This window comes from Flavobacterium enshiense, assembly GCF_040750275.1.
GTDB lineage: Bacteria > Bacteroidota > Bacteroidia > Flavobacteriales > Flavobacteriaceae > Flavobacterium > Flavobacterium enshiense_B.
On the sequence record NZ_JBDOCV010000004.1, the window covers coordinates 18,133 to 41,773 of the forward strand.

Below are 23,641 nucleotides of genomic sequence, written 5' to 3' on the forward strand. Positions count from 1 at the left end.
TTATTGAGTTAATCGATTAAACTTCCATATACCATCACCCTTAAATATTGTTTATGGAAAATTTCAATGGTCAAACATACCCAGTATAGTAAAAAATTACCAAATGATCATGCCTGCAAAGCCTATTTAAGCAAAATTAAATAAGATAGATAGTTTTCAATAAAAAAGCGCCGATTAAAATCGACGCCTTTAAACAAACAAACTAATCACATTGTAAATTATGCAATTGCTTTTTCTGCAATAACTGCTATAGTGGTATCGGCATTTACGTGAGCTGCATTGGCACGACCGCTTGGATCTTGGTTGATCTGCCATTTTGGTATCCATTTTCTAACGGTTTTCGCGGCACTCTCCTGTGGAAAATGTTTATGAAAAATTGTTCGGTAGAAAAAGGCCTCTTTTGTAACAGGCGTGTTGTACGGAAATACGACTGCTGCTTGGGCAAATTCTTTATCAGAAACCTGCGATGCGCAATATTCAATTAACTGATCAATCCAGTTATATCCCACCCCATCGGAAAATTGTTCTTTCTGGCGCCATAAAACCGAATCCGGCAAATAAGGCTTTTCCGGCGTATCAAATGCTTTTCTGAGAATGTATTTTTCGATATCATCGTATGTTTTAGGCATTTTCTCTTCCGGTTGGATTTTGATAGCCAACTCCAAAAAAGCTTTGTCTAAAAACGGAACTCTCGCTTCTAAACCGTGTGCCATGGTTGATTTGTCAGCTCGCAATAAATCAGCAGTAGACAAACGTTGCACGCGTTCAATGGTTTCTTTCTGAAAATCAGCCACACTTGGGGCATTTCTGAAATACAGATAACCTCCAAAAATCTCATCAGAACCTTCCCCGGAAAGCACCACTTTGATTCCCATATCGGTGATGGCTTTAGAAAGGAAGTACATCGGCGTACTTGCACGAATGGAAGTCACATCATACGTTTCCAGGTGCCAGATTAATTTATCCAGAATTTCAATACCTTCTTCGATGGTAAAATGGATTTCATGATGTTCAGTTCCTAAAAATTCCGCCACATCTCTGGCCGCAATCGCATCTGGTGCAGTAGCATCCAAACCAATGGAAAACGAACGAAGTCTTTGCCCATCAACTTCTTTCAATAATCTAGAAGCAATTGAAGAGGTAAGTGACGAATCCAAGCCTCCGGAAAGCAACACACCAATAGGCACATCACTCATTAAGCGTTTGCGAACGGCTTCGGTTAAGGTTTCGCGAATGGCTTGTAAATCCAGTTTTTCTACCGCCAACGATTCGTCTTCCCATTTGGGTTGATAATACTTAACAAAACCGGTTTTTGGTGTGTAATAATGTCCGGGAGGGAAAGCTTCAAACGATTCACACTGATCGGCAATTGACTTCATTTCTGAAGCGAAATACAATCGACCTGCTGCGTCTTTTCCGTAATACAAAGGTTTCACCCCAAGCGGATCGCGGCCGGCTATAAAATCATCGCCGTCTATAACCACGAAGGCAAAAATGCCGTCCAACATATCGCAAAATTCATATCCGAATTCTTCATACAGATGCACGATTACTTCAGAGTCCGAAGTGGTTCTGAAAGTATGGTGCTTTAATATCGTTTCACGCAATTTCTGATGGTTGTAGATTTCACCGTTGTGTACCATCCAGGCGGAAGACGTTCCCTGAATGGGTTGCTTGCCATTTTTTAAATCGACGATGGATAAACGCTCGTGGCTTAAAAAATGTCCTTTTTCGGTGATGTGTAAGTCGCTTTCATCTGGTCCACGGTGGGACATTCTTTTGGATAATTGCTGGACTAAAGTGGTATCGAGTTTTTGTTCTGTTCCAAGGATTGCTAAAATTCCGCACATAATCGTTTCATTTAAAGTTTTATTATGAAACAAAATTGCGCTTTAAAGTTTTATATTGAAATCATAAATCATATTTCAATTACATTTTTAAATTCAAAAAATCTATTTTTAAACAAAACTGTAATTTACAAACATTAAAAAACTAATTTCGGATTACAGATTGTAATTTCGACGCGTACTTGCATAAAAAAAGCTGCCAAAAGACAGCTTATGATTCAAATTTAATCTTTTCGAAAAGATATACCGGTAATTTCTTAACAGATTGTTTCAAACGGGACAGGTTTTCATTTTTAACCGGTTCGTCTTTAATGTAATGATTGTAATTAAGGAACAGATAATACATTACAATTCGGTTGTAATCGTCCAGATTTGGATCTTCTATGGCATCCAGGATTTGTTTTTCAAAAACCACTTTGTCTTTGCTTTCCGTAAGCGCTCTCCCCAAACGGCCAATATCGGCATAATAATGATTCTTAACAGGATTGTTAATTCGGAATGAAGTTCCTAAAAGCAAATCCGGCACATTAATATCCAACACCTCTAATTCCCGAATATACGTTTGTCTGGCTGCCTGAGCCCAACTCCCGTCACTTACACGGTCAAACCTGTCGTTCATAACGTTGAGATGCGATTTGAGAAAAACATCCCATTTGGTAGTTTCTGCCGATAGTATGGCAATATTGACGGCGTGATAACGGGGTGAGGAATCCATACTGCAACCACCAACTACCCTTCTGTCCCTCTTTAACTGCAACGCTTCTTCTTTTGAAATATAACGGGCAACGAGCTCTTCCAACTGATCATCGGAATGCGCAGAACCTTTTGCATCAGTCAAAGCCTCATTAAGCATTCTGATGAACGCCGGGTTGGTATTTTTTAAAGAGTCCAAACGTGTTAACCGAAGGGATTCCCAAATTGCCATTTTCTTCTGAAATGTATCGAAATCCTCTTCTGCTTGTTTTTTTAACTTCTCTTTTTCTGCTTTTTCTTTCTTAGACAGCTTTTTCTTTGGTTTATCATCTGAATAGTCTTCAAAATCCATAACCAAATTGAATTTTTCTGAGTCAAAATCAGGCTGCTTTAAGGTTTTCTCAATAAAATCATTTAATGCTGAAATCTTATTAGGAAGGGTATCATAAAAACGTCTTCCGCTGTATTGTGCTTTTTCGGAAAAAATCTGCGATGTAGTATCGATCAGGCATTCCGAATACTGAATCATCTGCTGGTATTTACTTGAGATCTTTCGGATAGAAAAATCCTCCTGAAAGTAAAGAGCCGTGAGATCTTCTTCGGAATAATCGGATTGCTCACTGTATTCTGAAATCCATTTTCCTTTGGCTTTAGCATACTTCCTTGCATAATCCGTTTCACTGATAGTAAAACCAAAACTTGGGTTATCTCCCAACTCGACACTGCTGAAACTGATCATTTCACCATCTTCATCCTCATCAAAATACTCATGAGTAATCACCAAATTATCCCTAACAACTAAAGCTTTTGGATATTTAGCAACAAATGCCTCGAGTGAAATATTTGCCTCAATATCTTTCTTAGCCTCTTTAACATTTTTAGTACTTACACGAACGTAAATAGCTTTACTCTGTTTAACCGAATAATAGGATTTTGGTTCACAGGTTTTAAATTTCAAATTTAGGGAATCAACAATGTGCTTCAATTTACCCACAGTTACATCCGAATAAATCAAACCATTGTCATAAACCTGAAATTCACCGTTCTGGGAATGTGAAACAACACAAACAAGCAACGCGAAAAAATAGAGCAGCTTCTTCATAATAGTTAAATTTGGTTATAACTATTTAACGCGTTTTCCCTTAATAAAAGTATGAATAGGTTTTACATAAGGCACGCCATCAATATCCATGGTCATGATATCGACATCGAAAATGGTAAAATCGGCCCATTTTCCCTCCTCAAGACTTCCTTTTTCGTTTTCTTCAAAATTGGAATACGCGGCCCAAATGGTCATTCCTTTAAGTGTTTCTTCTCGCGTTAAGGCGTTTTCAGGCTGAAAACCTCCTTGTGGATAGTTTTTCAGATCTTTTCGGGCTACGGCGGCGTAAAACGTGTACATTGGATTCACTTCTTCAATAGGGAAATCGGTTCCTAAAGCTATCAAACCTGCTTTACCCAACATTTTTTTATACGCATAGGAATTTTTAATGCGCTCCTTGCCCACTCTGTCCTGCGCCCAATACATATCGGAAGTGGCATGTGTGGGCTGAACGGAAGGAATAATTCCCAACTTGAAATAGTCGAAATCGGCTTCCTGCATGATTTGTGCGTGTTCGATTTTCCAGCGTCGATCCGGTTTATCGGCTAACACTTCTTTGTAAATTTTAAGCAACACGGTGTTGGTGGAGTCTCCGATGGCGTGCGAGTTCATCTGAAACTCAGAATCGGCAATTTGCTGTGCCACGGAACGGATTTCTTTTACAGGGGACAACAAAGCACCAAAATGTTTCGGTTTGTCGGAATAGGCTTTATGCAAACAGGCGCCACGGGAACCTAAGGCTCCGTCTCCAACAAATTTGAAGGAACGAACGTTAAGTTTGTCGGTTTTTTGAATGCCGAGTTGGGTATAATAATCAACGTTTTGTTTGGATACCGCCACCATCGCATAAATATTGATATCCAACTGATTGTTTTCCTGCAACTCGTCAATTAAATCGATGGTTTCACGCTCCAGACCTGCTTCGTTTATTGTGGTCAGGCCGTAATCAAACATTACTTTTTCTGCCTCCTGCAAAGCTTTCATTTGTATTTCCTTTGAAGGCTTCGGAATACTACTGAACACCAATTCCATTGGGTTATCAATTAAAATCCCGGTGAGTTTGCCGTTTTTAATTTCGATTTCACCTCCTTCTACTTTGGTTTTTTCTGTAATTCCCGCCATCGCTAATGCCTTGGAGTTGGCCAATAAGGCATGACCGTCAATACGGGAGATCGCTACGGGTGTATTTGGAAAATACTTGTCCAATACTTCTTTGGTTGGAAACTCTTTGATGGCCCAATCGTTCTGATCCCAACCGCGACCTTGTATGTAATCGAGATTTTTCTCTTTCTGAAAAGCAATGATTTTAGCAACAACCTCATCAAAACTTTTAGTGCCGCGCAAATCGACACGCTGCAAGTTTAAGCCATAGCTGTAAAAATGGGCATGAGCATCGTAAAATCCCGGGTAAATGAATTTATCTTTTGCATTGATATTGTTCTTGGAAACATACTTTTTATTGACTTCCGCAGATGTTCCGATTCCGACAATCTTTCCGTTAACAATAGCGAAAGCTTCGGCGTTGTCAAAATTTTTATTGACGGTATAAACTTTGGCATTGGTTACGATTAAATCGGCCTGTATTTTTTTCTGAACTTTTTGGGCAAAAACAGAAGTGGTCAATAACGCTAAAAGATATGGTTTCAAATTCATCATGTTGGTTTTGAAACGCTAAAGTAGTAAATTACTGAATGCTTTCAACCGTAAATTTTGAGCCGTTCACTTCCACAACTGCGCCGTCTTCTTTACCGATTAATTGCGAACCTAATGGCGATTGTGGCGAAAGCGCTAAAACGGAAACCCCTTCAATATTGATTTTTGGCAATGCTGCACTAATGAACAAATGCAGCCCATTAGCTTTTACAAGACTTCCCAGAATCACTTTCTTGCTTTCAACGGAAACATCAATTTTACTTAAAACATCTTTAAAATGAATCGCTTCCTGTAGCTTGGTACTTAGTTTTTCCTGCTCCAGATGCATCATGGACAAAGCCGTTTCGTGTTTGTCGCCTGCGGAACTTTTAGCATCATTTTGAGCATCATCGGCCAGACCGGAAATCATGTCCCGATACACATCAATTTTGTCTTGCAATAGGGTTAAGTGATGCTGGAGTATTTTTTGTTTGAAAGTCATAAATGCTTTTTAAATTAATTTTTAGGAACAAAATCCATCGGCAACATATCGCCTAGCCTTTTTTTTCCTAAATCACCGCCGAATTGGATTTTATCGGCTTCTGTACTATTTCCAAATTCGTCAACATAAAACTCCTGGATTAAAAAGTCTACCTTAGATTGCTTTTTTTTGTTATACAACAAATTAAAAGTCGCTATAAATTTCGAACCGGTGTTAGCGATATAACCATTTGTCTGCGTATTCTTGGTAACGGTTATCTTTTTTAAACTTCCTTCCTGAGTAATTGAAAAAAAGTGATCGGGATTGTCCTGATAAGATCCGTTGAACAATAAAAAATTTTTACCGCCCCAAACATTTTGCGAAAGATTCTTAAAAAAATGCATTTGAGAACCGAAATAGGCGACACCGCGATTTTTGTCCGTTTTCTCAGATATATTGGCATCGGCATATCTTGTCGTACCTAAGAACAAGCTGCTCATCACGTCGGCGCTTTTTATGCTTTTCTTATAAAATTTTACATAAAAATCAAGCATTTCAAATTCTATACGATATCCTAAATAAAGGTTTTCAATTTCCAATGGAACATTTGAACTGGCAATTAATGTATTCGTTTTGTAATCGTATTCGAAATCGATTTCATTTTCATTGAGAATTTTACATGTTTTACCTGCCTTGGTTTTTCCCAAAAACTGTTCTCTGAAAACAGCGAGTTTTTGCTCTCTGGTAAAAGGATCTTTAGCAATTACAATCTCATCCAACGAAGTGGCCTTGGGTGTCATATAAATTACAGCGTTGTTATCCTTGAAAGGATTTTCAATTATCATGGTTTCATAACCTATGAATCGGATAACTAACATGGTATTAACCGTATTGCGGATGGACAAGTCATATTTTCCAGTTTCATCAGTGGAAGTTCCTATGGTAGTACCATCCAGATAAACCGAAACACCCTGCATGGGCTTTTTGTTTTCGTCATAAACCCGGCCGCTTATCGTTTGCGAAAACATATGACCGGTCGCAAGAAGCAATAAAAGTAAAATTCTAATCATATCATTCTTTTGAAATCTGCGCAATAATAAATAAAAAAAGAGCATAGATTTTCGCTACGCTCTTAATTTTTTACTAATTCTTTTACAATTTTAGAAATCAAACTTATAATTCGCTCCCACTAAAAACTGAAATCCCTGCACCGGATAATTCATCCAACGTTCGTATTGCTGGTTAGCAATGTTGTTCAGCTTTAAGAAACCGGTTAAACGTTCGTTGTGTTTATAGCCTAAATGAGCGTTTAAGTCGAAATAACTGTCTAACGTTACCTTATGAGTGGTAAATGTTGGCGGAAAAACGGCCGTTAAATCCTGAGTTATCATTTGATCTTTACGTTCCCTTACGAAGAAAACATTCGTCCCGGCATACCATTTTTTGGTAATATTCACATCTAAATTTGCTCCAACTTTCATGGAAGGCAAATTCCATGCTTCGTCCTGATCGGTTGTATACGAATTAAAGGTTCCGTTGATGCCGAAAGAGGCGTTCTTTGAAAAATCCATTTTCAACTCTCCAAAAATACTAATGGTTGTCAGCTTATCGTATACCACACCAAAAGAATTTCCATAGGCATACCCTTCTTTATTAGTAGTAACGGCAAAGGGGTTGGCAGTAAAAAAAGCTTTATCGTCTTCAGTCATATAAGAACCTCTTACATTGAAGGTTACCGTATTGGCCAGTTTTCCTTTCAATCCTACATAAACATCGTACTGCTGATTGGTTGGTGCAATGGCTAAAGTCGGGGAAACGAATTTATTTTCTTCTGCAAAATCTGCAAACGTATTTTGTTTTAAGGTCCCTTCTGCGCCGGCATAAGCAATCATAATATCTCCGACTAACTTATAAGAAGCCTTAACTTGCGGAAAGATGTAAAACTTGTTATCGCTTTCCTCATTGAATTTCCCAACGCTATAGAAAAAACCTGCTCCGGCTTGTACCGACAAATCGTCCTGCTGTAATAAAATTGCCGGCTGTACTCCGAAGTTTAAATACGAATAAGAAATATCTCCTGTATCGAAATAATCTTTTTCAAAACTTCCGCCCACATAATCTACTACAAACCCCGATTTGAATTTGAAATTATCCACCTCAAAATTGATGGCCGGCTTTACAAAAAATCGATTTTCCTGTGAACCGTGTGAATCCCAAAAACGTTTGAATTGCAATGAAGTTTCATCCAAAACACTTTCTTTCATCCCTACTTTTGCACCTAATGCAATGGTCTGATAGGTTTGCTGCTCGTTTATGGTATTGATAACGTCGTCTGTAAAAGTTACAAATTCAGTAGGCAAACCATACCAGTTGTACATTTGATGTTTGTAACCTAAATCGGCATTCCAGTCCAGATCGCGGGTGCGGCTTCCGTAGGTAAAATCTAGCGAAGTATCGTAATATTTATCCTCCAGTTTTACTTCGTTAATACCGCCTTGCGAAGACAAATGGCGCAACATCCCCCCTACATAATCGGTGCTGCTTAAGTTTTCGGTAATGAACAGTTCGCCGTTTACAGTTCCGTAATTACCAACGCCTAAGGTTGCATAATTCTTGAAGATTTTTTCCTTAGCGGATTTGTCAACTGAAGCCGCTTTCCCCTTTGCAGGTGTAAACGTAGACGCTACCGGAAAGGAGAAAATATTATACTTAATCTCTTCTTTATCGGTATTGACTTCATCTTCGATAACTGGTGTTTCTTTTACTTTGAAGGCATCCGAAATGGTTGGGGTATATGGTTTTACCACGTTTACCACTTCCGTTCCTATGTTTTCATCTTTCTTTTGTGAATAGGATTTCACTCCTGCACAAAGCGCTACTATTGCTGTTATATATCTGAAAGTCTTGTTCATCGCTTTAAATTTTAATTTGGCTTATAATTAATTGGTTATGGATGAATTGCGTTTTGCTTCTTCTCCTTTGATGAAATCGAGTTCGGTTTGAGCTTCAGTTACGACATCTTCATATTGAGCGAAATTTTTGATTACACTCTCCAAAATGTAAGTCGCCTGGAAACTGTCTTTCAATCCGTAGAAATTTTTAGCCATTACAATCAATCCTTTGGCTCCGAAATATTTATAACCCGAGTAATCTTTCGCTAATTTCTGAACCACCGTATTGGAAGTTTCAAACTTCCCTTCTTTATTTTTAAAATACGCGTCGTAATACAAAGCTTCGGCTGCCAATTCTCCTTTGGCAATTTTCTGCAATTTCGCATAGGCCTCTTTTGCTTTTACTTCATCATTGGTTTTAATAGCCGAACGAGCTACAATGATTTGCGCATCACTTTTAATATTGTCTTCAATTTTAGAATTCCCCAATACTTTATCAGCATAAATTACCGCATTCGGATAATCTTTCCCTTCATAATAACATTTCATCAGGTTGGATTGGGCGAAAGTGATATTCTGTGGAAAATCAGCTTCGGTTTCCAAACGATTTAACACCGGAATGGCTTTATCGTAGGTTTTGGCTTTCAGATGAATTTCGCTTAAACGGGCTAACGACTGCTCGGTGTATTCATTTCGCGATTTGCTGATTACATACTCGTAATTCGGAATGGCATTGTTAGCCAAGCCGTCTGCAAAATACAATTGTGCTAAATAGAAATTCGCTTTCAAGGCATGTAATCCGTTCGGGAAATTCGCTAAATAACCGCTGAAACCGGAAATGGCTTGTTTGGCATTATTCTGTAAATATTGTTTCTCAGCTGCGTTGTAGGTATCGTTGTCCAAATCAGCATTCGATACTTCCACAAAATCCAAGGTTTTTACCCAAGCGGCGTATTCATCCACTTTGTTTTCATCCATGTAGATTAAACGAGCGGTGGCTACTGCTTCATTGGCTTCTTCCGTTCTTGGATATTTTGCCACCACTTCTTTAAATTTCGTAAGTGCTGATGCATTATTGTCATTGTTGTAATACACCAAGCCCTGACGCAAAATTGCTTTCGACACATACGAACTTGATTTGTATTCATTTTTCAGTCGGTCATATGTTTCAACAGCTTTGTTTACATTGTTTTGGGTTACATAGGTGTTGCCCAATTCGTATAAAGCATCGTCAGCATACTGTGATTTGGAATGCAATTTCATGAAGGCATTCAAATCTTCAATCTTTTTGTCATTTTTGCCTACAAATCCATAGGAAATGGCTTTTTGAAAATGAGCATAATCGGCATCTACACTGCGCAATTCGATGGCTTTGTTATAAGCATCCATCGCTGGCCAATACTTGGTGGAAACGAAATAACTGTCTGCCATACGCAAATACGCATCGGTTAGTCGAACGTTATCTCCTTTTGCCGTTGCCACATAATCCTGAAAATGTTTGGCCGCACTTTCGTATTCTTTTAGTTTGAAATAGGTATAAGCGATATTATAATCGGCGTTTTTGGCTTCCGGAACGTTTTTGGCTTCGGCATAACCTGCAAATTGTTTGAAACTGATTAAGGCTTCATTAAACTGATCCAGATTGTACTCGGTTTCCCCTTTCCAAAAAGTCGCCCGTGCGCTGAATTTAGCATCTCTTGGTTCCGCAATTGATTTTTTGAACAACGCTAAAGCTTCCTGGTAATTCCCATCGGTATACAATTCCAAACCGCGATAAAAAGCCACTTTCTGATACGCCTGACGGTTTTGCGGATTTTTGTTTTTCTCCAGCAAACTCAACGCTTCTTTGTAGTTTTTGGAAGTAATATAGGAGTTGATTAACAGGTTTTCAATTTCCAGTTTGTAAGATGTATTCGGATATTTGTTCAGGTAGCCCATCAACACTTCCGGCACACTTTGGTAAGGGTTTCCGATTTCATAACTCAATTTGGCGTAATTCAGATAGGCATCTTCCTGAATTTTCAACTCGAACTCCATTTCGGAAGCGTTTTTAAAAGCATTCAAAGCCTCTTGCTTCTTCCCTAATTTCAGGTAACTTTCGCCTAAATGATAATAAGCATTTTGCGCTACACCATCCTGACCGTTGATGATTTTATTGAATTCGCCGATAGCGCTTTCGTAATTTCCTGCTTTGAAATAAGCGTACCCCAATTGGTAAAAATCGGTGTTGTTCCATTTTCCTTTTTTACCTCGGTATTCTTTTAAATACGGAAGAGCTTTGTCGTATTGTTTTAAATTGAAATAACTCTCCCCGATGATTTTATTCAGTTCCGATTTTTCTTCTGCGTTGGATTTTGACAACTGTGGAAGTCCTAAATCGATGGCTTTCTGAAAATTACCCAATTTGAAATTCATGTCAGCTTGGAAATAAGACATTTTTTCTTTGTATTTGTCCTGATCCTGAACCTGATCAAAATATTGCGTTGCCTCTTTATAATTATCGGTCTCGTAAGCCATATAGCCTAAATAATATTTCGCCTGTGAACCAAACTCTTGTGAATTAGCCACTTTGTTGAAATATTTCTCAGCTTCTTTTTTATTCTTAGCCGAAAAATAGCAGTAGCCTTTCTGGAAATTAAATTTTTCACGCTCGTCATTGGTCATAACGCCTTCATCCACACGATCAAAATATTTTAAAGCCTGCGGATAATTGGATTGCTCAAAATAATAATGCGCCACCTCAATAAAAGCTTGATTTTGTTTGGATGATGTCGGGTATTTTTCCACGAAATCTTCCATCATCGCATCGGCTCCGGACTGCTCCAAACGAATGGCGCAATTAGCACTGTAATAGGCACAATCCGACTTTACTTCATCATTAGAAGTCGCGTTTTTCACTTTATCAAACAAAATCTGAGCTGCTTGATATTGCTTATCTTTATAAAGGACAACCGCTTTATCAAAATCAGTAAGCTCGTGTGTATAGATATTGGATTGTTGTGCAGAAAGATTTATAGCACTCATAATGAGAGCCGTAGAAAGAAACCTGTTCAGTTTTCGCATAATTTTGGCTTTTAAACATTCAAATATATCAAATTCCCGTGGTTAATAACGTGGGGTTTTCGGGGTTTATTATATATGTTTTCAACAAATTTCGAGCCAGAAATAAAATTCCTAATTACAATTACCTATAATCCATTTAAGTCTTGAACCCAGAAACTCAGAAACAAAAATAATTTTATTTGAAAAAGTTCGTTCTACTTCTTACTTTTACCAAAATTAAACTTCGAACCATGTCACAAACGATTCTTTCATTAAAAGAGGTTACCATATTTCAGGAAGGCAACGCCATTTTATCCAACGTTAACCTAGACATTAAACAAGGGGACTTCCTTTATATCATCGGAAAAACAGGTTCCGGAAAGAGTAGTTTGATGAAAACCTTATATGCTGACTTGGATTTAACCAACGGTGAAGGCACTATTGTAGATTATGATTTAAAAACGCTGAAGGAAAACGACATCCCATATTTAAGAAGAAAATTGGGGATCGTATTTCAGGATTTCAAATTACTGCCGGACCGAAACGTACACGACAACTTAGAGTTCGTTTTAAGAGCTACCGGCTGGTCTGAAAAGGAAGAAATCCAGGTAAAAATCGAAGAAGTGTTGGACAAAGTAGGTATGAAATCGATGACCGGTAAAATGCCACACCAACTTTCCGGTGGTGAACAACAACGTGTTGCCATTGCAAGAGCCTTACTAAACGATCCGGAATTAATTTTAGCCGATGAACCTACCGGTAATCTTGATCCGCAAACCAGTGTGGAAGTAATGGAAGTACTAAAAAAAATCAACCAGAACGGCAAAACCATCATCATGGCTACCCATGATTATGCCTTATTGATGAAATTCCCATCAAAAACCTTAAAATGTGAAAACGGTCAGTTGTTTGAAGTAGTGCAACGTACTGTGTAAACTACTATTTTGAAAGTTCAGCCGCGAGTAATCGGGCATTCTCAATATCATTTAAATGCGATTCAAGTATTTTTTTACGGCGCGCTGTTTCCGTGAAAGGTAATTGAATCGTTTTTTTTATGGCAGTCAATAACTCTTCCTCATTTTTCACCTGTATACACAAACCGGAAACCTTGTAATCATCAATAATATTCTCGTTTATAATGCAATGACGGGAATTAAACAGCGAATTAATTAATTTCAGCTTGGTTCCCGATTTCTGAAACGACCAGCAAATATTAAGATGAGCTTCTGAGAATAATTGCTTCAAATGATCAAACCCCTTAAGGGCTACAAATTGAATATTACTTGCATCATCTATTTGAGATTTCACAAATTCCTCATTCGACCCTGAAGCAATAATCAATTGATAATCTGGAATTTGTTTAAAAACCCCAACCAGAAACATTACGGTTTTACGGTTATCGGAAGTGGTCAAATCGCCATGATATAATGCATAATTTCCAAAATCACTCAACTCTTTTACAGCAACATTTCCATGAAAAACAGGGATATAAACTGCGTTTGAAAACCTTTGATTTACAACTTCATTCTCAAATTCCGAAAGTGTAAACACTTTATTGAAAGCATTCATTTCATATTCATACCGCTTATATTTTCTGGCTTCCAGATAAAAAGCAATCTTTTTCATGAAATTTGTTTCGCTGGAGGCAATTCCCTTGTAATAATTAGGTTCAATATTGTGAAGACGAAGGTATTTTTTGTATGATTTCAGACGAAGTGCATTCATCAGACATGTGGTTTTAAGACCATCAAACAGAATTGGTGCTTCCTCTTTAACGATGTTTTCAATCAGTTTTCTGTCCGATCTTGAAATAACCGAAAAAGGCAACCTGCTCAAAAAATATAGTGGGTTTTGTTCTATCTTATAAAAACATACTGTTGCCGTTAATGCCTTAAGTTCATCAAAATGTTCCGGAATTTCTTTCACAAAACAATGCAAATGAATGGAATACCCAATTTGATGCAACGCCATGATTTTATAATAAACATCTATCACTCCCCCATAATTAGGAGGATAAGGATTATCAAAACTCACGATATGAAGTGCTTTTCCTGACATTTGCATCACAAATATACTATTTTAAAAACGTATGTAAAGATTTGATTATATTTGAGAACCGAAATTACCGAGAATGCCGCTTTTTTCAGTCATAATTCCGCTATACAACAAAGAAAAACACCTTAAAAACACTTTGCTCAGTGTTTTAGACCAGACGTATCCTGATTTTGAAATATTGGTGGTAAATGATGGTTCAACCGATCGTAGTATGGATATCCTTCATCAGTTTAACGATTCCCGAATTGTCATTATTGAGCAAACCAACCAAGGTGTTTCATCGGCTCGAAATCATGGTATTGAAAAGGCTTCGGGGAAATTAATTGCCTTTTTAGATGCAGACGACTACTGGTTTTCCAACCATTTAGAAGTGATGGCGGCTTTATACTTTGATTTCCCTCAGGCTGGCATGTATTGTTCCCGTTACAAAATAAAATTAGCAAAAAACAACCTTTATTCTCCAAACCCCACCAATATAAAACCGGACTTCAGAGGAATGGTACCTGATTTTTTTCATTCCAGTTTAGTGGATCGTGTGGCATGGACTTCGATTGTAGTCATTCCTAAACCGGTTTTACAGTCAGTTGGCGGTTTTACTACAACAGTCAGTAACGGTCAGGACTTGGAACTTTGGATTAAAGTTGCTGTAAAACATCCGGTTGCTATTTCAAATACAGTAACAGCTCATTATCATTTTGAAATTGCCGACAGCCTTGCCAAGAGGAATATTCTGAAAAAGAAACTGATGGATTTCGGTCAATTTGCGGAAGCGGAAAAGAAAAACCCATCATTAAAAAAATTCCTGGATATCTATCGTATTGAATATGCTCTGCATTACCATATGTTTGGCGATGACAGCAAAATGAGTTACTATTTAAAAGATACAGACAGACATAATATCGCCTTTAAAACCAAAATATTGCTACTCTTACCCGGTTTTATCTTAAGATTACTGTTGAAATTGAAACACCTGTTGAAAAAAATCGGGATCAACTTTACAATTTACCATTAACATACTGCATAAAAGCATCGAAGTCACGAATGTAATCGTCTTCTTCATATACTTCTGAAACTACGGCCAGACAAACCGACCCTGATGAAAAATTTCGTATTTCACGCCATATTCCGGGATTAATCAACAAACCTTCATAAGGCTTATTAAGCGTGATTATTTTTTCTTCCGTTGCGTTTTTCAGCACCACATCAAAACTTCCGCTTAAAGCAACCAGAAACTGCTTTAGGTTTTTATGGGCATGTCCTCCTCGTTCCGCCCCGCTGGGTACATCATACAAATAATAAACCCTCTTGATGTCGAAAGGAATAGTATTGCCTTCAATCACGGAAAGATTACCGCGACGTTCTTCTATTTTAGGAAGTGAAATAATTTCAATATTCATAGTTACGAATGTACTTCTAATTTCATTAAATCGAGCCACTTCTGCCCTATTTTATCGATGGAAAACCTTTCTATGGATGACACTGCATTTTGCTTACAGAATTGACGCAAAACCGTGTCAGCAACCATACGGTTCATTTTAATTTTTAGGTCTTCAAAATTTTGATTTTCAACCAATAAACCATTTTCGTTTGGGATGATTATTTCATTCGGCCCTGAAACACAGTCGAAAGCTACAACCGGAGTTCCGCAGGCCAATGCTTCCACTACAGACATTGGAAAACCTTCGTATTTACTGCTCAATATTAAAAATTCTGCGTTTCGCAAATAAGGATAGGGATTTTCTTTAAATCCTAAAAAATGGACAAAAGGTGAATTTCCGGCACTTTTCTCAATCGTTTCTCTTCTTTCTCCCTCGCCAATCAGCACTAAATGCACCTCTTTTCCTGGAAGTTCCGACTCCAGATAAGCAGCAATCAGTTTATCAAATTGTTTTACGTTTTTGTAATCAAACCTTCCCAAACCAACTACATATCGAAAATCTAATTTATTTTCTTCATACGATTTTTCCCGAATCTCTTTAACATTTACAGGGTTATGAATTGTAATCAGGTTTTGAAAAGCAAACTGATCAAAAACCGACTTTTCAATGGCTTCGGAAACACAAACCACAGCATATTTTTTTCTAAAAATCAGATTCGAAAGCCATTTGCGCCGTGGAATATACGTTTCAATATTTCCACTGTGAACGGTATAAATTGTTTTGGTTTTGTACACCCAGTTTGCCATTAAAACTTCCTGAAAAGGTTTTATTCTGTAGCGGAAATCGATAATGTAATCAAAATTGTTTTCTTTGAGATAGCGTTTCAGGTAAAGAAAAAGTTTCCACTTCCCGAATACACCTTCATGATTTTCCTTCATTTTTCCAATGTTAACCAAAGTGCCGGAATACGGATATACGACGTCATCCACCAAAACAATGTTATGTACCTCAATCCCTTTGGAACCCAGATACAGTGACAGTGATGACATTACCCGCTCCAGTCCGCCGGAGTTTAAGGTGTAGCCAATTAATGCTATTTTGTATCGGGTTCTTTGAAAAGTCATTCCTGAATGTGTATTTTAGCATCTAAATATAAAGGTTTATTCAGGACATGCAAAATTCTCCGCTGGTTAGTGTTATCTGTTTGTGTTATAATCATGCAAAATTTGTAGAGGCTGCACTGAATTCCGTTTTGAATCAAACCTACCAAAATATTGAACTTTTAATTGCAGACGACTGCAGTTCAGACGACTCCGAACAAGTAATTAAAAAATGGCTGCAGCAACATCCCGGCATTGTGTTTATTTCCAATCCCGCTAACATAGGAAACACAAAAACTTTCAATAAACTTTTACAACTAGCCAAAGGTGATTACATTATTGATTTGGCTGCTGATGATGTTTTGCTACCCCATTGCATTGAAAAACAACTCTATACATTTCAAAACACTAAACATAAAAACGTGGGGATTGTATATGGGAATGCCGAACTGATTTCCGAGGAAAATAAACCTTTAGGTTACTACTATAATCAGGATCAAAACGGTAAAATTGAAAACCTTCCGCCAAGTGGGGACATTTATCTGTCGGTTTTATCGCAATCCCATAAAATCTGTTCTGTCTCATCATTGATTAAAAGGGACGTTTTAGAAAGTTTAAGCGGTTATGATGAAAATCTCGCCTATGAAGATTTAGATTTATGGGTAAGAGCCTCCAGATATTATCATTTTGATTTTATAGAAGATACACTGGTTCAAAAAAGAATAGCAGTGAACTCTTTGGGTTCACAGTTTTACAACCGTTTTAATTCGAGAACCCGAAAAATAAATCATTCTTCCTATCTGGTCATAAAAAAAGCAATCCGTCAGAATAAAAACACTGAAGAAAACAAAGCTTTGCTTAAACGGTTGCATTTCGAAATGTTCAAATCCTACAAATCCTTTGATATTCTTCTATTTTTAAAGTATATCATACTGGAACTGAAACTTCGTTTTAGTTGAATTTACTTTTGATTTTATCTTTCACCTTTTTAAACCCGACTTTTTTATTGAATTCGTAAGCAGATAAGATAACCGAAACTATAAATAAAAAGCCAAGCGGTAAATAAGCTACGGGATAATCCAGGACAAAAATCGAAATCATTGCCAACAAACCAAGCCCAAAGGATTTCAAGATAGCGATTAGAGTTATTCTATCATAAGTAAAACCATACTTACGGTTAACAACATAATAAACATAAAGACCATACAGTAAAAACATTAAAACACTAGCAAACCCTATTCCGGAAAGTCCGAAATAATGATAGAAAACAAGGGTAAAAACAATATTCATACTGTCCCCCACGATTTCCTGTTTAAAATACTGTCGGTTATTCCCTTTGGCCAGAATAATGAATCCCAAAGGCCAGGTAATCGCCTTGAGAATAACTGAAAACAAAGCAGCCTTAAGAATTACAACCACTTGCAGAAACTCTTTAGAATACAATACCTGAATCATTAGCGGTGCCAGAAAATACAAAAAGATAATGGCCGGGGTTACAATCAGTAAAGCAGATTCTGTCTGATGGTTAACGAGTTTAACAAACTTTTCTTTTTCATCCCGCAATGATGTTAAAGCCGGATAAAAATCGTTAGACATTGCACTGAAAACCATCCCAAGATACGAAACAACAATCACAGTACTTACTTCATAAAAACCCAGAATTTGAGCAGAACTGCCCTGCCCATTCAAAAACAGTTTGATGATAAAAATGCAAAATTGTCCGAAAACAACATTTAACGAAAGTAAGATTCCCAGTTTAATCATGGATTTCCCTTTAACCAGTGTTTCTTTTAATGACATGGAAATTTTCTGATTTCTCAGATCCCGAATCATAAAAAAATTAGCCAACACTGTAATAACCGACGATAAAAGAATAACTGGCACTATTCCCTGAAGTCCGTAAAAATAATAGATCGGCACCGTGATAATAGCAATAAAAAAAGTACTTACAACACTGGAAATCACTATTTTCCTCAGCATCCTTTTCCCTTGCATGATAGCCGTCTGAGCGGATGAAATGCTGGTAAAAAGAAAATAAACCGATAAAATAACAAACCAATAATCGTATTCCGCGGTTCCGAAGGTCCATCGACTTAACAATTTTGAAAATCCTAATGAAATTATTGCACCTATCAGTCCGATTGCAATTGACCAACGGTTGAGCAATACGATAACTTCTGAAACTTTCTGCTGATTGTTTTCCGATTCGGCTATTGCCACCTCCCTGACACTTGAAACATTTAGTCCTAAGCCCGTAACAGCACTTATTAAACTTAACGTATTATTTAAAAGCCCTACAATACCAACGCCTGCCGGACCTAAAAAAAGAGCAGCAAATTTTCCGGTAAGAATTTTGAGAACAATTTTCATTACCTGTGTAAAGCCAAAGATTCCTGTGGCCTTAAATATGGATTTATGAAAATTTGTTTCGCTCTGTTCCTGCATCTTAGTCGATTTTGCAACCAATTGTCTCGTATTGCTCTTTAAATCTTGTACTCCATTTTTTCCATTCAACAGTCTTTGAAGCAATCGGGCTTTTTTCTAAAAAATAGATTATGCTGTCTTCCGATAAATCTTCAAAAAGAGCAACTGTCGTGTCAAATTCACCGGAATACCAGGCTTCGTTAAGTACAAAATTCACTTCAAACATATCTACTTTCGTATCGTAATCTTTATAAAAATTTGTGGCCGATGTAGCAAAACCTGTTTTCAGTACTTCTTTTTCTGTTCGCCCGAATTTACACTGCGGATTTTTATTCAGAAATTTGAGGGCATTCCAAATCTGAAGCTTTTCATCCACCTGGTTGTCATGTCCTTCCCATAAACGCAAAAAATAATCCTTATGAAAAACCGCTCCGGCTACGGAATAAACGGAATAATACTGCAAATTTTTCTCACTGGAATACAATCCTAAAAGAGTCATTATCTGCCGGATTTTAAAACGGGTCATTTTAAAAATCAGTCGATACGCAAAAGGGTTTCGGGTAAAAATTTCAGGCCGATACAAAACTAAACCATTATCTTTTTTCGTTTCATGACCGGAGATAAGTTTTTCGTTTCCAAGCCAAAACAGTTTGACCATTTCGATTTTCTGTTGGGAGACAAACACTTTCAAATACGGATAATCAACCGCTGAAGTAAACCAGATATCATCTTCCAGCAAAAGAAAATAATCCGAAGTATCCCGGGCGGCATCCAACCATAAACGGATTGGTATTTTTTTTACAGCAATTGGTTCTTTCAATGCAATTACTTCCGATTTCTCTTTGTAAAATTCCGATTTTCTTATAGTTACATTGGGATATTTCGCTACTATCCTTTCCAGATATTTTGCAGGTGTTCCGTCATCTAAAACAACGATCTTTCCGTCAAAACCTTTCAGATAGTTTTGAATGCTAAACAGGCACCTGTCCAGATAATAAGGTCGGTTAAACGATTTTATCAGGATGTCCATGCATTCAGTTTTTCAATGATAAAATCGATTTTTGCTTCCTCTAAAACCGGACTCATCGGCAAACTAAGCACCTCATTGTGTATTTTTTCCGTTATCGGCAAAGACAAATGATGAAATGCTTCCATAGCTTTCTGTTTATGAGGCGCTACCGGATAATGAATAAGGGTTTGAATACCGTTGTCCGCTAAATATTTTTGAAGTGCCTCCCTATTCTCGGTACGGATAACAAACAAATGAAACACATGATCAGCAGAACAAACAGGCAATAGTATTTTATCGTTTTTAATTTCGCTCAGATAACGATTGGCAATTGCGCTTCTTCTTTCATTTTCAGCCGCCAGAAAAGGTAATTTTACTCTTAAAAAAGCAGCCTGTAACTCATCCAGCCGGGAATTATAACCAATATAATCATTGTAATATTTTTGTTCAGAACCGTAATTGGAAAGCGATTTTATGGTTGTCGCCAGTTTTTCATCATTGGTAACCACGGCTCCGGCATCACCTAAAGCACCTAAATTTTTTCCGGGATAAAAACTGAACGTTCTGGTGTGGCTTCCTTTAAAAAGCAAACCGTGCGCCTGAGCAGCATCTTCTACAATCAGTAAATTATATTTGTAACCGATTTCCATAATCGCCTCCATATCCGCCAATTGACCGTAAAGATGTACCACCAAAATTCCTTTGGTTTTAGCGGTGATTTTTTCCTCGATTCCTTTCGGATCAATGTTGTACGTTTCAAGATTCGGTTCAACCAAAACAGGCACCAAACCAGCATGTAATATCCCTAAAATGGAAGCAATATAAGTATTAGCGGGCACTATGATTTCATCGCCTTTTTCAAGGTTGCCCATTTCGATATAGGCATTAAACGTTAAGGTAATTGCATCCAAACCGTTTCCAACTCCGATACAATATTCTGAGCCTGTACAAGCTGCAAATTCCTCCTCAAAAGCTTCAACCTCATCACCTAAAATGTACCAGCCTTTTTCAAGAAACTGTTTTAATTTTTCCTGAAATTTTATATCATAAGGCTTGTTTACTGCTTTTATATCTAAAAAAGGGATCATAAGAGTACGTTTTCCAATAATAAATGATTTGCCGTTTCAACTGCGTAAAAATCCTGGGTTACCAAACCGCTTCCAAAAGTTTCCTTCCAGTACAGCAAACCCAGATTGATATTTTTTCCCTGATTTTCGTTCGAAATTCCAAAATCGAAGTATTTTTTGGATGCAAAAACTTCTGAAATTAGTTTATAGTGTAAAAAATCAAGGCTTCCTAGTTCATTTTTAGCAGTATTGGAAGATATATATTGTGAGTGAGCAACACAATCTGTTTCGAAAATGGTAGTCCCTCCGACTATCTTTCCTTCATGATACACATTAAACTGACGAATATTTTTAGGGAATTTCAATTTTAAAAAAATGATTTCTTCCAAACTGTGAACTGGTGAAACTTTGTGCTTTTGACTTAAATTCGGAATAAGGACGTCATTCCAGAATTCGGTAAAATCATCCGTTTCATTTACTTCAAGACCGTTTTTCAAACCTCTTTTTATGCCTTCTTTACGGTCTTTGGAAAGTTTTATTTCTCCTGACAAATCCAATACTGAAAGCACATCCCTGCGATACAATCTGGCTTCAGTTAAAAAAAACAGGTATTTTAATTCATCTGAAAATTTACTAGTATAGAAAAACGGTAGTTCTTTCAGGTGAAGTGTCGGAATTCCTTCTTCATGCAAAAATTGCATAAGGCTTTTAAAAACCCAAAGCGACTGTTTTAATTTAGCCTTTTCAGAGACTAATAATCCGCCATATGTTAACCCCTGATGGGAATACAACACTCCTTTTGAAATATTTGCCGGCAAAACCGCGAGTAGCTTTTCGTCTTCAAAAATTAACAGTGAAAAATCTTCAAATCGATCCGAATGATACTCCATAAAATCCCGATAAAAAAGAAACGTTGCGTTTTTGGCATGACTAACAAAATCATTCCAAAGCGCATAATCTGCTTTTTGATATCTTCGAACAAGGTAATTTTTCACAATCGCTTATAAACTTTGGAAAAGTACTAATTTTTAGCACAATTTAAGTAAAAACAAATCGATTTTTATCAGTTTTTATTGTGTTTATAATCAAACATTTGTTACTTTTAAAAAAATATTTATTCGGGTGAACACAAAATTACTAAACGCATGTTGTTTTCTTTTACTGCTTCTATCGGGAACCATTTCAGCACAGGATGTTTCGCTTTACAATCAATTTGCAGGAAGATATGATTATACGTTTATCGGAAACACCCTTAATCCTGAGGAGAATTCTTTTCAGTTTGCACCAACTATATTCACCAGTTCTTCAGCCAATCTGAATCTTAGTACCGGAAATACTATTGAAGCAGCCTATTTGTATTGGGCCGGTTCCGGAACAGGCGATTTGGATATTTTAGTTAACGGACAAGCCATTACCGCAGAGCGTACTTTTTCACATCAGCGGGTGTTTGGCTCCTTAGTTTTGGATTACTTCAGTGCTTTTACCAATATCACTTCATTGGTACAAGCTACCGGTAACGGAACATATACCATTTCAGAATTGGACGTTTCACCCTTTATCAGCGATCATTTTATAAGACGAACCAATTTTGCCGGCTGGGCCATTGTCATCATCTACCGAAATGATGCTTTGCCGCTAAACCAGCTTAATATTTATGACGGTTTACAAACAGTTCCGAATGAAATCCTTATCACACTCGATAACCTGAACGTAATTGACAATGAAGATGCAAAAATCGGTTTTCTGGCTTGGGAAGGCGACAGTAACATCGCCGTTAACGAAAGTTTATTTATTAACACCAATCTTATCAGTGACCCGCCGCTAAACCCATTCGACAACGCCTTCAACGGAACCAACAGTATCTTAAACACCGGCAACCTTTACAACATGGATTTGGACATTTACAATGTTCAGGACAACATCGATATTGGTGATACTGAGGCTACTATTCGTCTAACGTCAGGGCAGGATTTTGTAATGATTAATGCTATTGTTACCAAATTTAACAGTCAGCTTCCCGATGCAACGGTTACTATAGACAATTTCAGTCAGCAGTGTAATGTTAGGGAACTCTTATTGGATTACACGGTTTACAACATAAACAGTACCGATCCGCTCCCGGCTGGGACACAAATCGGGATTTATGCCAATGGCGAATTGATCGCCACTAATCAAACACCTGCTGTATTGCAAATCGGGGAAAGTGTTTCCCTATCGCAAACCGTAACAATTCCGGGGGGCATCCCATTAAATTTCACATTAACCGTAATGGCAGACTATAACGGTGCTGTTACGGAACTCAACGAAAACAACAACACTGACAATCAAGAAATTACACTTTGGGTTTCACCAGCTTTCAATCAACCTGGAGATTTAACAGGTTGTAACTTAGGACTGGGGTCGGCGTATTTTGATTTTTCATCGTACGAAGAAAGCATCAAAACCGATCCTTCCCAAACGGTAACCTTTCACGAAACCTTGGAAGATGCACAACTCGATCAGAATGCAATTGTTTCCATTTTTCATTATTATGCAGCGATTACCCCGCATCAGATTTTTGTTCGTATTGAAAATGACAACTGTTATTCAATAACGTCATTTATGCTTTTAGTACGCAATTGTCCGCCAATTGTTTACAATGCTGTTTCGGCAAATGGTGACGGATTAAATGACACTTTCTTTATTGAAGGATTGCGTGATATTTTCGTAAACTTCGAATTGTACATATACAACCGCTGGGGAAGACATATCTGGACTGGCAACAACAGCGTTGGCGATTGGGACGGTTATGTAAAAGACGGTGTAGGCAGCACTCAGGCTCCGGACGGAACGTATTTTTATGTTCTAAAACTGAATGATCCGGATTACCCAGATGCCATGACGGGTTATCTGTACCTGAACCATTAAAAAGTTTCAACT

General features: G+C 37.5%; 18 protein-coding genes. 4 read left to right on the forward strand and 14 right to left on the reverse strand.

Annotation, left to right across the window (positions count from 1 at the left end; translation table 11 throughout):
* Positions 1 to 218: 218 nt before the first annotated feature.
* The 7 genes from asnB to ABGT15_RS06755 form a co-directional block, all read right to left on the reverse strand.
* On the reverse strand, positions 219 to 1,850 hold the full coding sequence (gene asnB / locus ABGT15_RS06725) for an asparagine synthase B (protein WP_367230666.1): 1,632 nt from the start codon (positions 1,848 to 1,850) through the stop codon (positions 219 to 221).
* Positions 1,851 to 2,058: 208 nt separating this feature from the next.
* Positions 2,059 to 3,642: a hypothetical protein gene (locus ABGT15_RS06730; RefSeq protein WP_367230667.1), complete on the reverse strand. Its 1,584-nt coding sequence runs from the start codon at positions 3,640 to 3,642 to the stop codon at positions 2,059 to 2,061.
* Between the two features lie 21 nt (positions 3,643 to 3,663).
* A complete protein-coding gene (locus ABGT15_RS06735; protein WP_367230668.1) occupies positions 3,664 to 5,298 on the reverse strand; it encodes an amidohydrolase in 1,635 nt (544 codons plus the stop codon).
* Positions 5,299 to 5,326: 28 nt separating this feature from the next.
* A complete protein-coding gene (locus tag ABGT15_RS06740; RefSeq protein ID WP_367230669.1) occupies positions 5,327 to 5,776 on the reverse strand; it encodes a hypothetical protein in 450 nt (149 codons plus the stop codon).
* A 14-nt stretch (positions 5,777 to 5,790) separates the two neighbouring features.
* The gene (locus ABGT15_RS06745; protein ID WP_367230670.1) at positions 5,791 to 6,825 is read right to left on the reverse strand and encodes a carboxypeptidase-like regulatory domain-containing protein; all 1,035 of its coding nucleotides are present in this window, start codon (positions 6,823 to 6,825) and stop codon (positions 5,791 to 5,793) included.
* Positions 6,826 to 6,915: 90 nt separating this feature from the next.
* On the reverse strand, positions 6,916 to 8,667 hold the full coding sequence (locus ABGT15_RS06750) for a TonB-dependent receptor (protein ID WP_367230671.1): 1,752 nt from the start codon (positions 8,665 to 8,667) through the stop codon (positions 6,916 to 6,918).
* A 27-nt stretch (positions 8,668 to 8,694) separates the two neighbouring features.
* On the reverse strand, positions 8,695 to 11,709 hold the full coding sequence (locus tag ABGT15_RS06755) for a tetratricopeptide repeat protein (protein ID WP_367230672.1): 3,015 nt from the start codon (positions 11,707 to 11,709) through the stop codon (positions 8,695 to 8,697).
* 230 nt (positions 11,710 to 11,939) lie between these two features.
* Here ABGT15_RS06755 and ABGT15_RS06760 point away from each other — a divergent pair, with 230 nt between their 5' ends.
* Positions 11,940 to 12,623 (forward strand): cell division ATP-binding protein FtsE, encoded by a 684-nt coding sequence (locus tag ABGT15_RS06760; protein WP_367230673.1) that lies wholly within the window; start codon positions 11,940 to 11,942, stop codon positions 12,621 to 12,623.
* A 4-nt stretch (positions 12,624 to 12,627) separates the two neighbouring features.
* Here the strand turns inward: ABGT15_RS06760 and ABGT15_RS06765 are convergent, their stop codons facing one another.
* A complete protein-coding gene (locus ABGT15_RS06765) occupies positions 12,628 to 13,755 on the reverse strand; it encodes a hypothetical protein (RefSeq protein ID WP_367230674.1) in 1,128 nt (375 codons plus the stop codon).
* Positions 13,756 to 13,819: 64 nt separating this feature from the next.
* Here ABGT15_RS06765 and ABGT15_RS06770 point away from each other — a divergent pair, with 64 nt between their 5' ends.
* On the forward strand, positions 13,820 to 14,755 hold the full coding sequence (locus ABGT15_RS06770) for a glycosyltransferase (RefSeq protein WP_367230675.1): 936 nt from the start codon (positions 13,820 to 13,822) through the stop codon (positions 14,753 to 14,755).
* Here ABGT15_RS06770 and ABGT15_RS06775 read toward each other — a convergent pair.
* Both ABGT15_RS06775 and ABGT15_RS06780 read right to left on the reverse strand, forming a co-directional pair.
* On the reverse strand, positions 14,739 to 15,140 hold the full coding sequence (locus tag ABGT15_RS06775; RefSeq protein ID WP_367230676.1) for a sugar 3,4-ketoisomerase: 402 nt from the start codon (positions 15,138 to 15,140) through the stop codon (positions 14,739 to 14,741). The two genes, ABGT15_RS06770 and ABGT15_RS06775, sit on opposite strands and share 17 nt — an antisense overlap.
* 2 nt (positions 15,141 to 15,142) lie before the next feature.
* Positions 15,143 to 16,246, reverse strand: coding sequence for a glycosyltransferase (locus tag ABGT15_RS06780; protein WP_367230677.1), 1,104 nt, complete (start codon positions 16,244 to 16,246; stop codon positions 15,143 to 15,145).
* A gap of 47 nt (positions 16,247 to 16,293) precedes the next feature.
* Here ABGT15_RS06780 and ABGT15_RS06785 point away from each other — a divergent pair, with 47 nt between their 5' ends.
* Positions 16,294 to 17,181 (forward strand): glycosyltransferase family 2 protein, encoded by an 888-nt coding sequence (locus tag ABGT15_RS06785; protein WP_367230678.1) that lies wholly within the window; start codon positions 16,294 to 16,296, stop codon positions 17,179 to 17,181.
* Here ABGT15_RS06785 and ABGT15_RS06790 read toward each other — a convergent pair.
* The 4 genes from ABGT15_RS06790 to ABGT15_RS06805 are packed head-to-tail and all read right to left on the reverse strand — an operon-like array spanning position 17,174 to position 21,717.
* Positions 17,174 to 18,667, reverse strand: coding sequence for an oligosaccharide flippase family protein (locus tag ABGT15_RS06790; RefSeq protein WP_367230679.1), 1,494 nt, complete (start codon positions 18,665 to 18,667; stop codon positions 17,174 to 17,176). The genes ABGT15_RS06785 and ABGT15_RS06790 overlap by 8 nt on opposite strands.
* A 1-nt stretch (position 18,668) precedes the next feature.
* Entirely contained in the window at positions 18,669 to 19,676 is a 1,008-nt protein-coding gene (locus tag ABGT15_RS06795; RefSeq protein WP_367230680.1) for a glycosyltransferase family 2 protein, read from the reverse strand.
* Positions 19,664 to 20,743: a DegT/DnrJ/EryC1/StrS family aminotransferase gene (locus ABGT15_RS06800; protein ID WP_367230681.1), complete on the reverse strand. Its 1,080-nt coding sequence runs from the start codon at positions 20,741 to 20,743 to the stop codon at positions 19,664 to 19,666. Before ABGT15_RS06800 ends, ABGT15_RS06795 begins: the two co-directional genes overlap by 13 nt.
* Entirely contained in the window at positions 20,740 to 21,717 is a 978-nt protein-coding gene (locus ABGT15_RS06805) for a GNAT family N-acetyltransferase (RefSeq protein WP_367230682.1), read from the reverse strand. The genes ABGT15_RS06800 and ABGT15_RS06805 overlap by 4 nt, the downstream gene beginning before the upstream one ends.
* A 127-nt stretch (positions 21,718 to 21,844) precedes the next feature.
* On the opposite strand from ABGT15_RS06805, the gene ABGT15_RS06810 reads away from it, so the two are divergent.
* Positions 21,845 to 23,629, forward strand: coding sequence for a gliding motility-associated C-terminal domain-containing protein (locus ABGT15_RS06810; RefSeq protein WP_367230683.1), 1,785 nt, complete (start codon positions 21,845 to 21,847; stop codon positions 23,627 to 23,629).
* Positions 23,630 to 23,641: the final 12 nt, after the last annotated feature.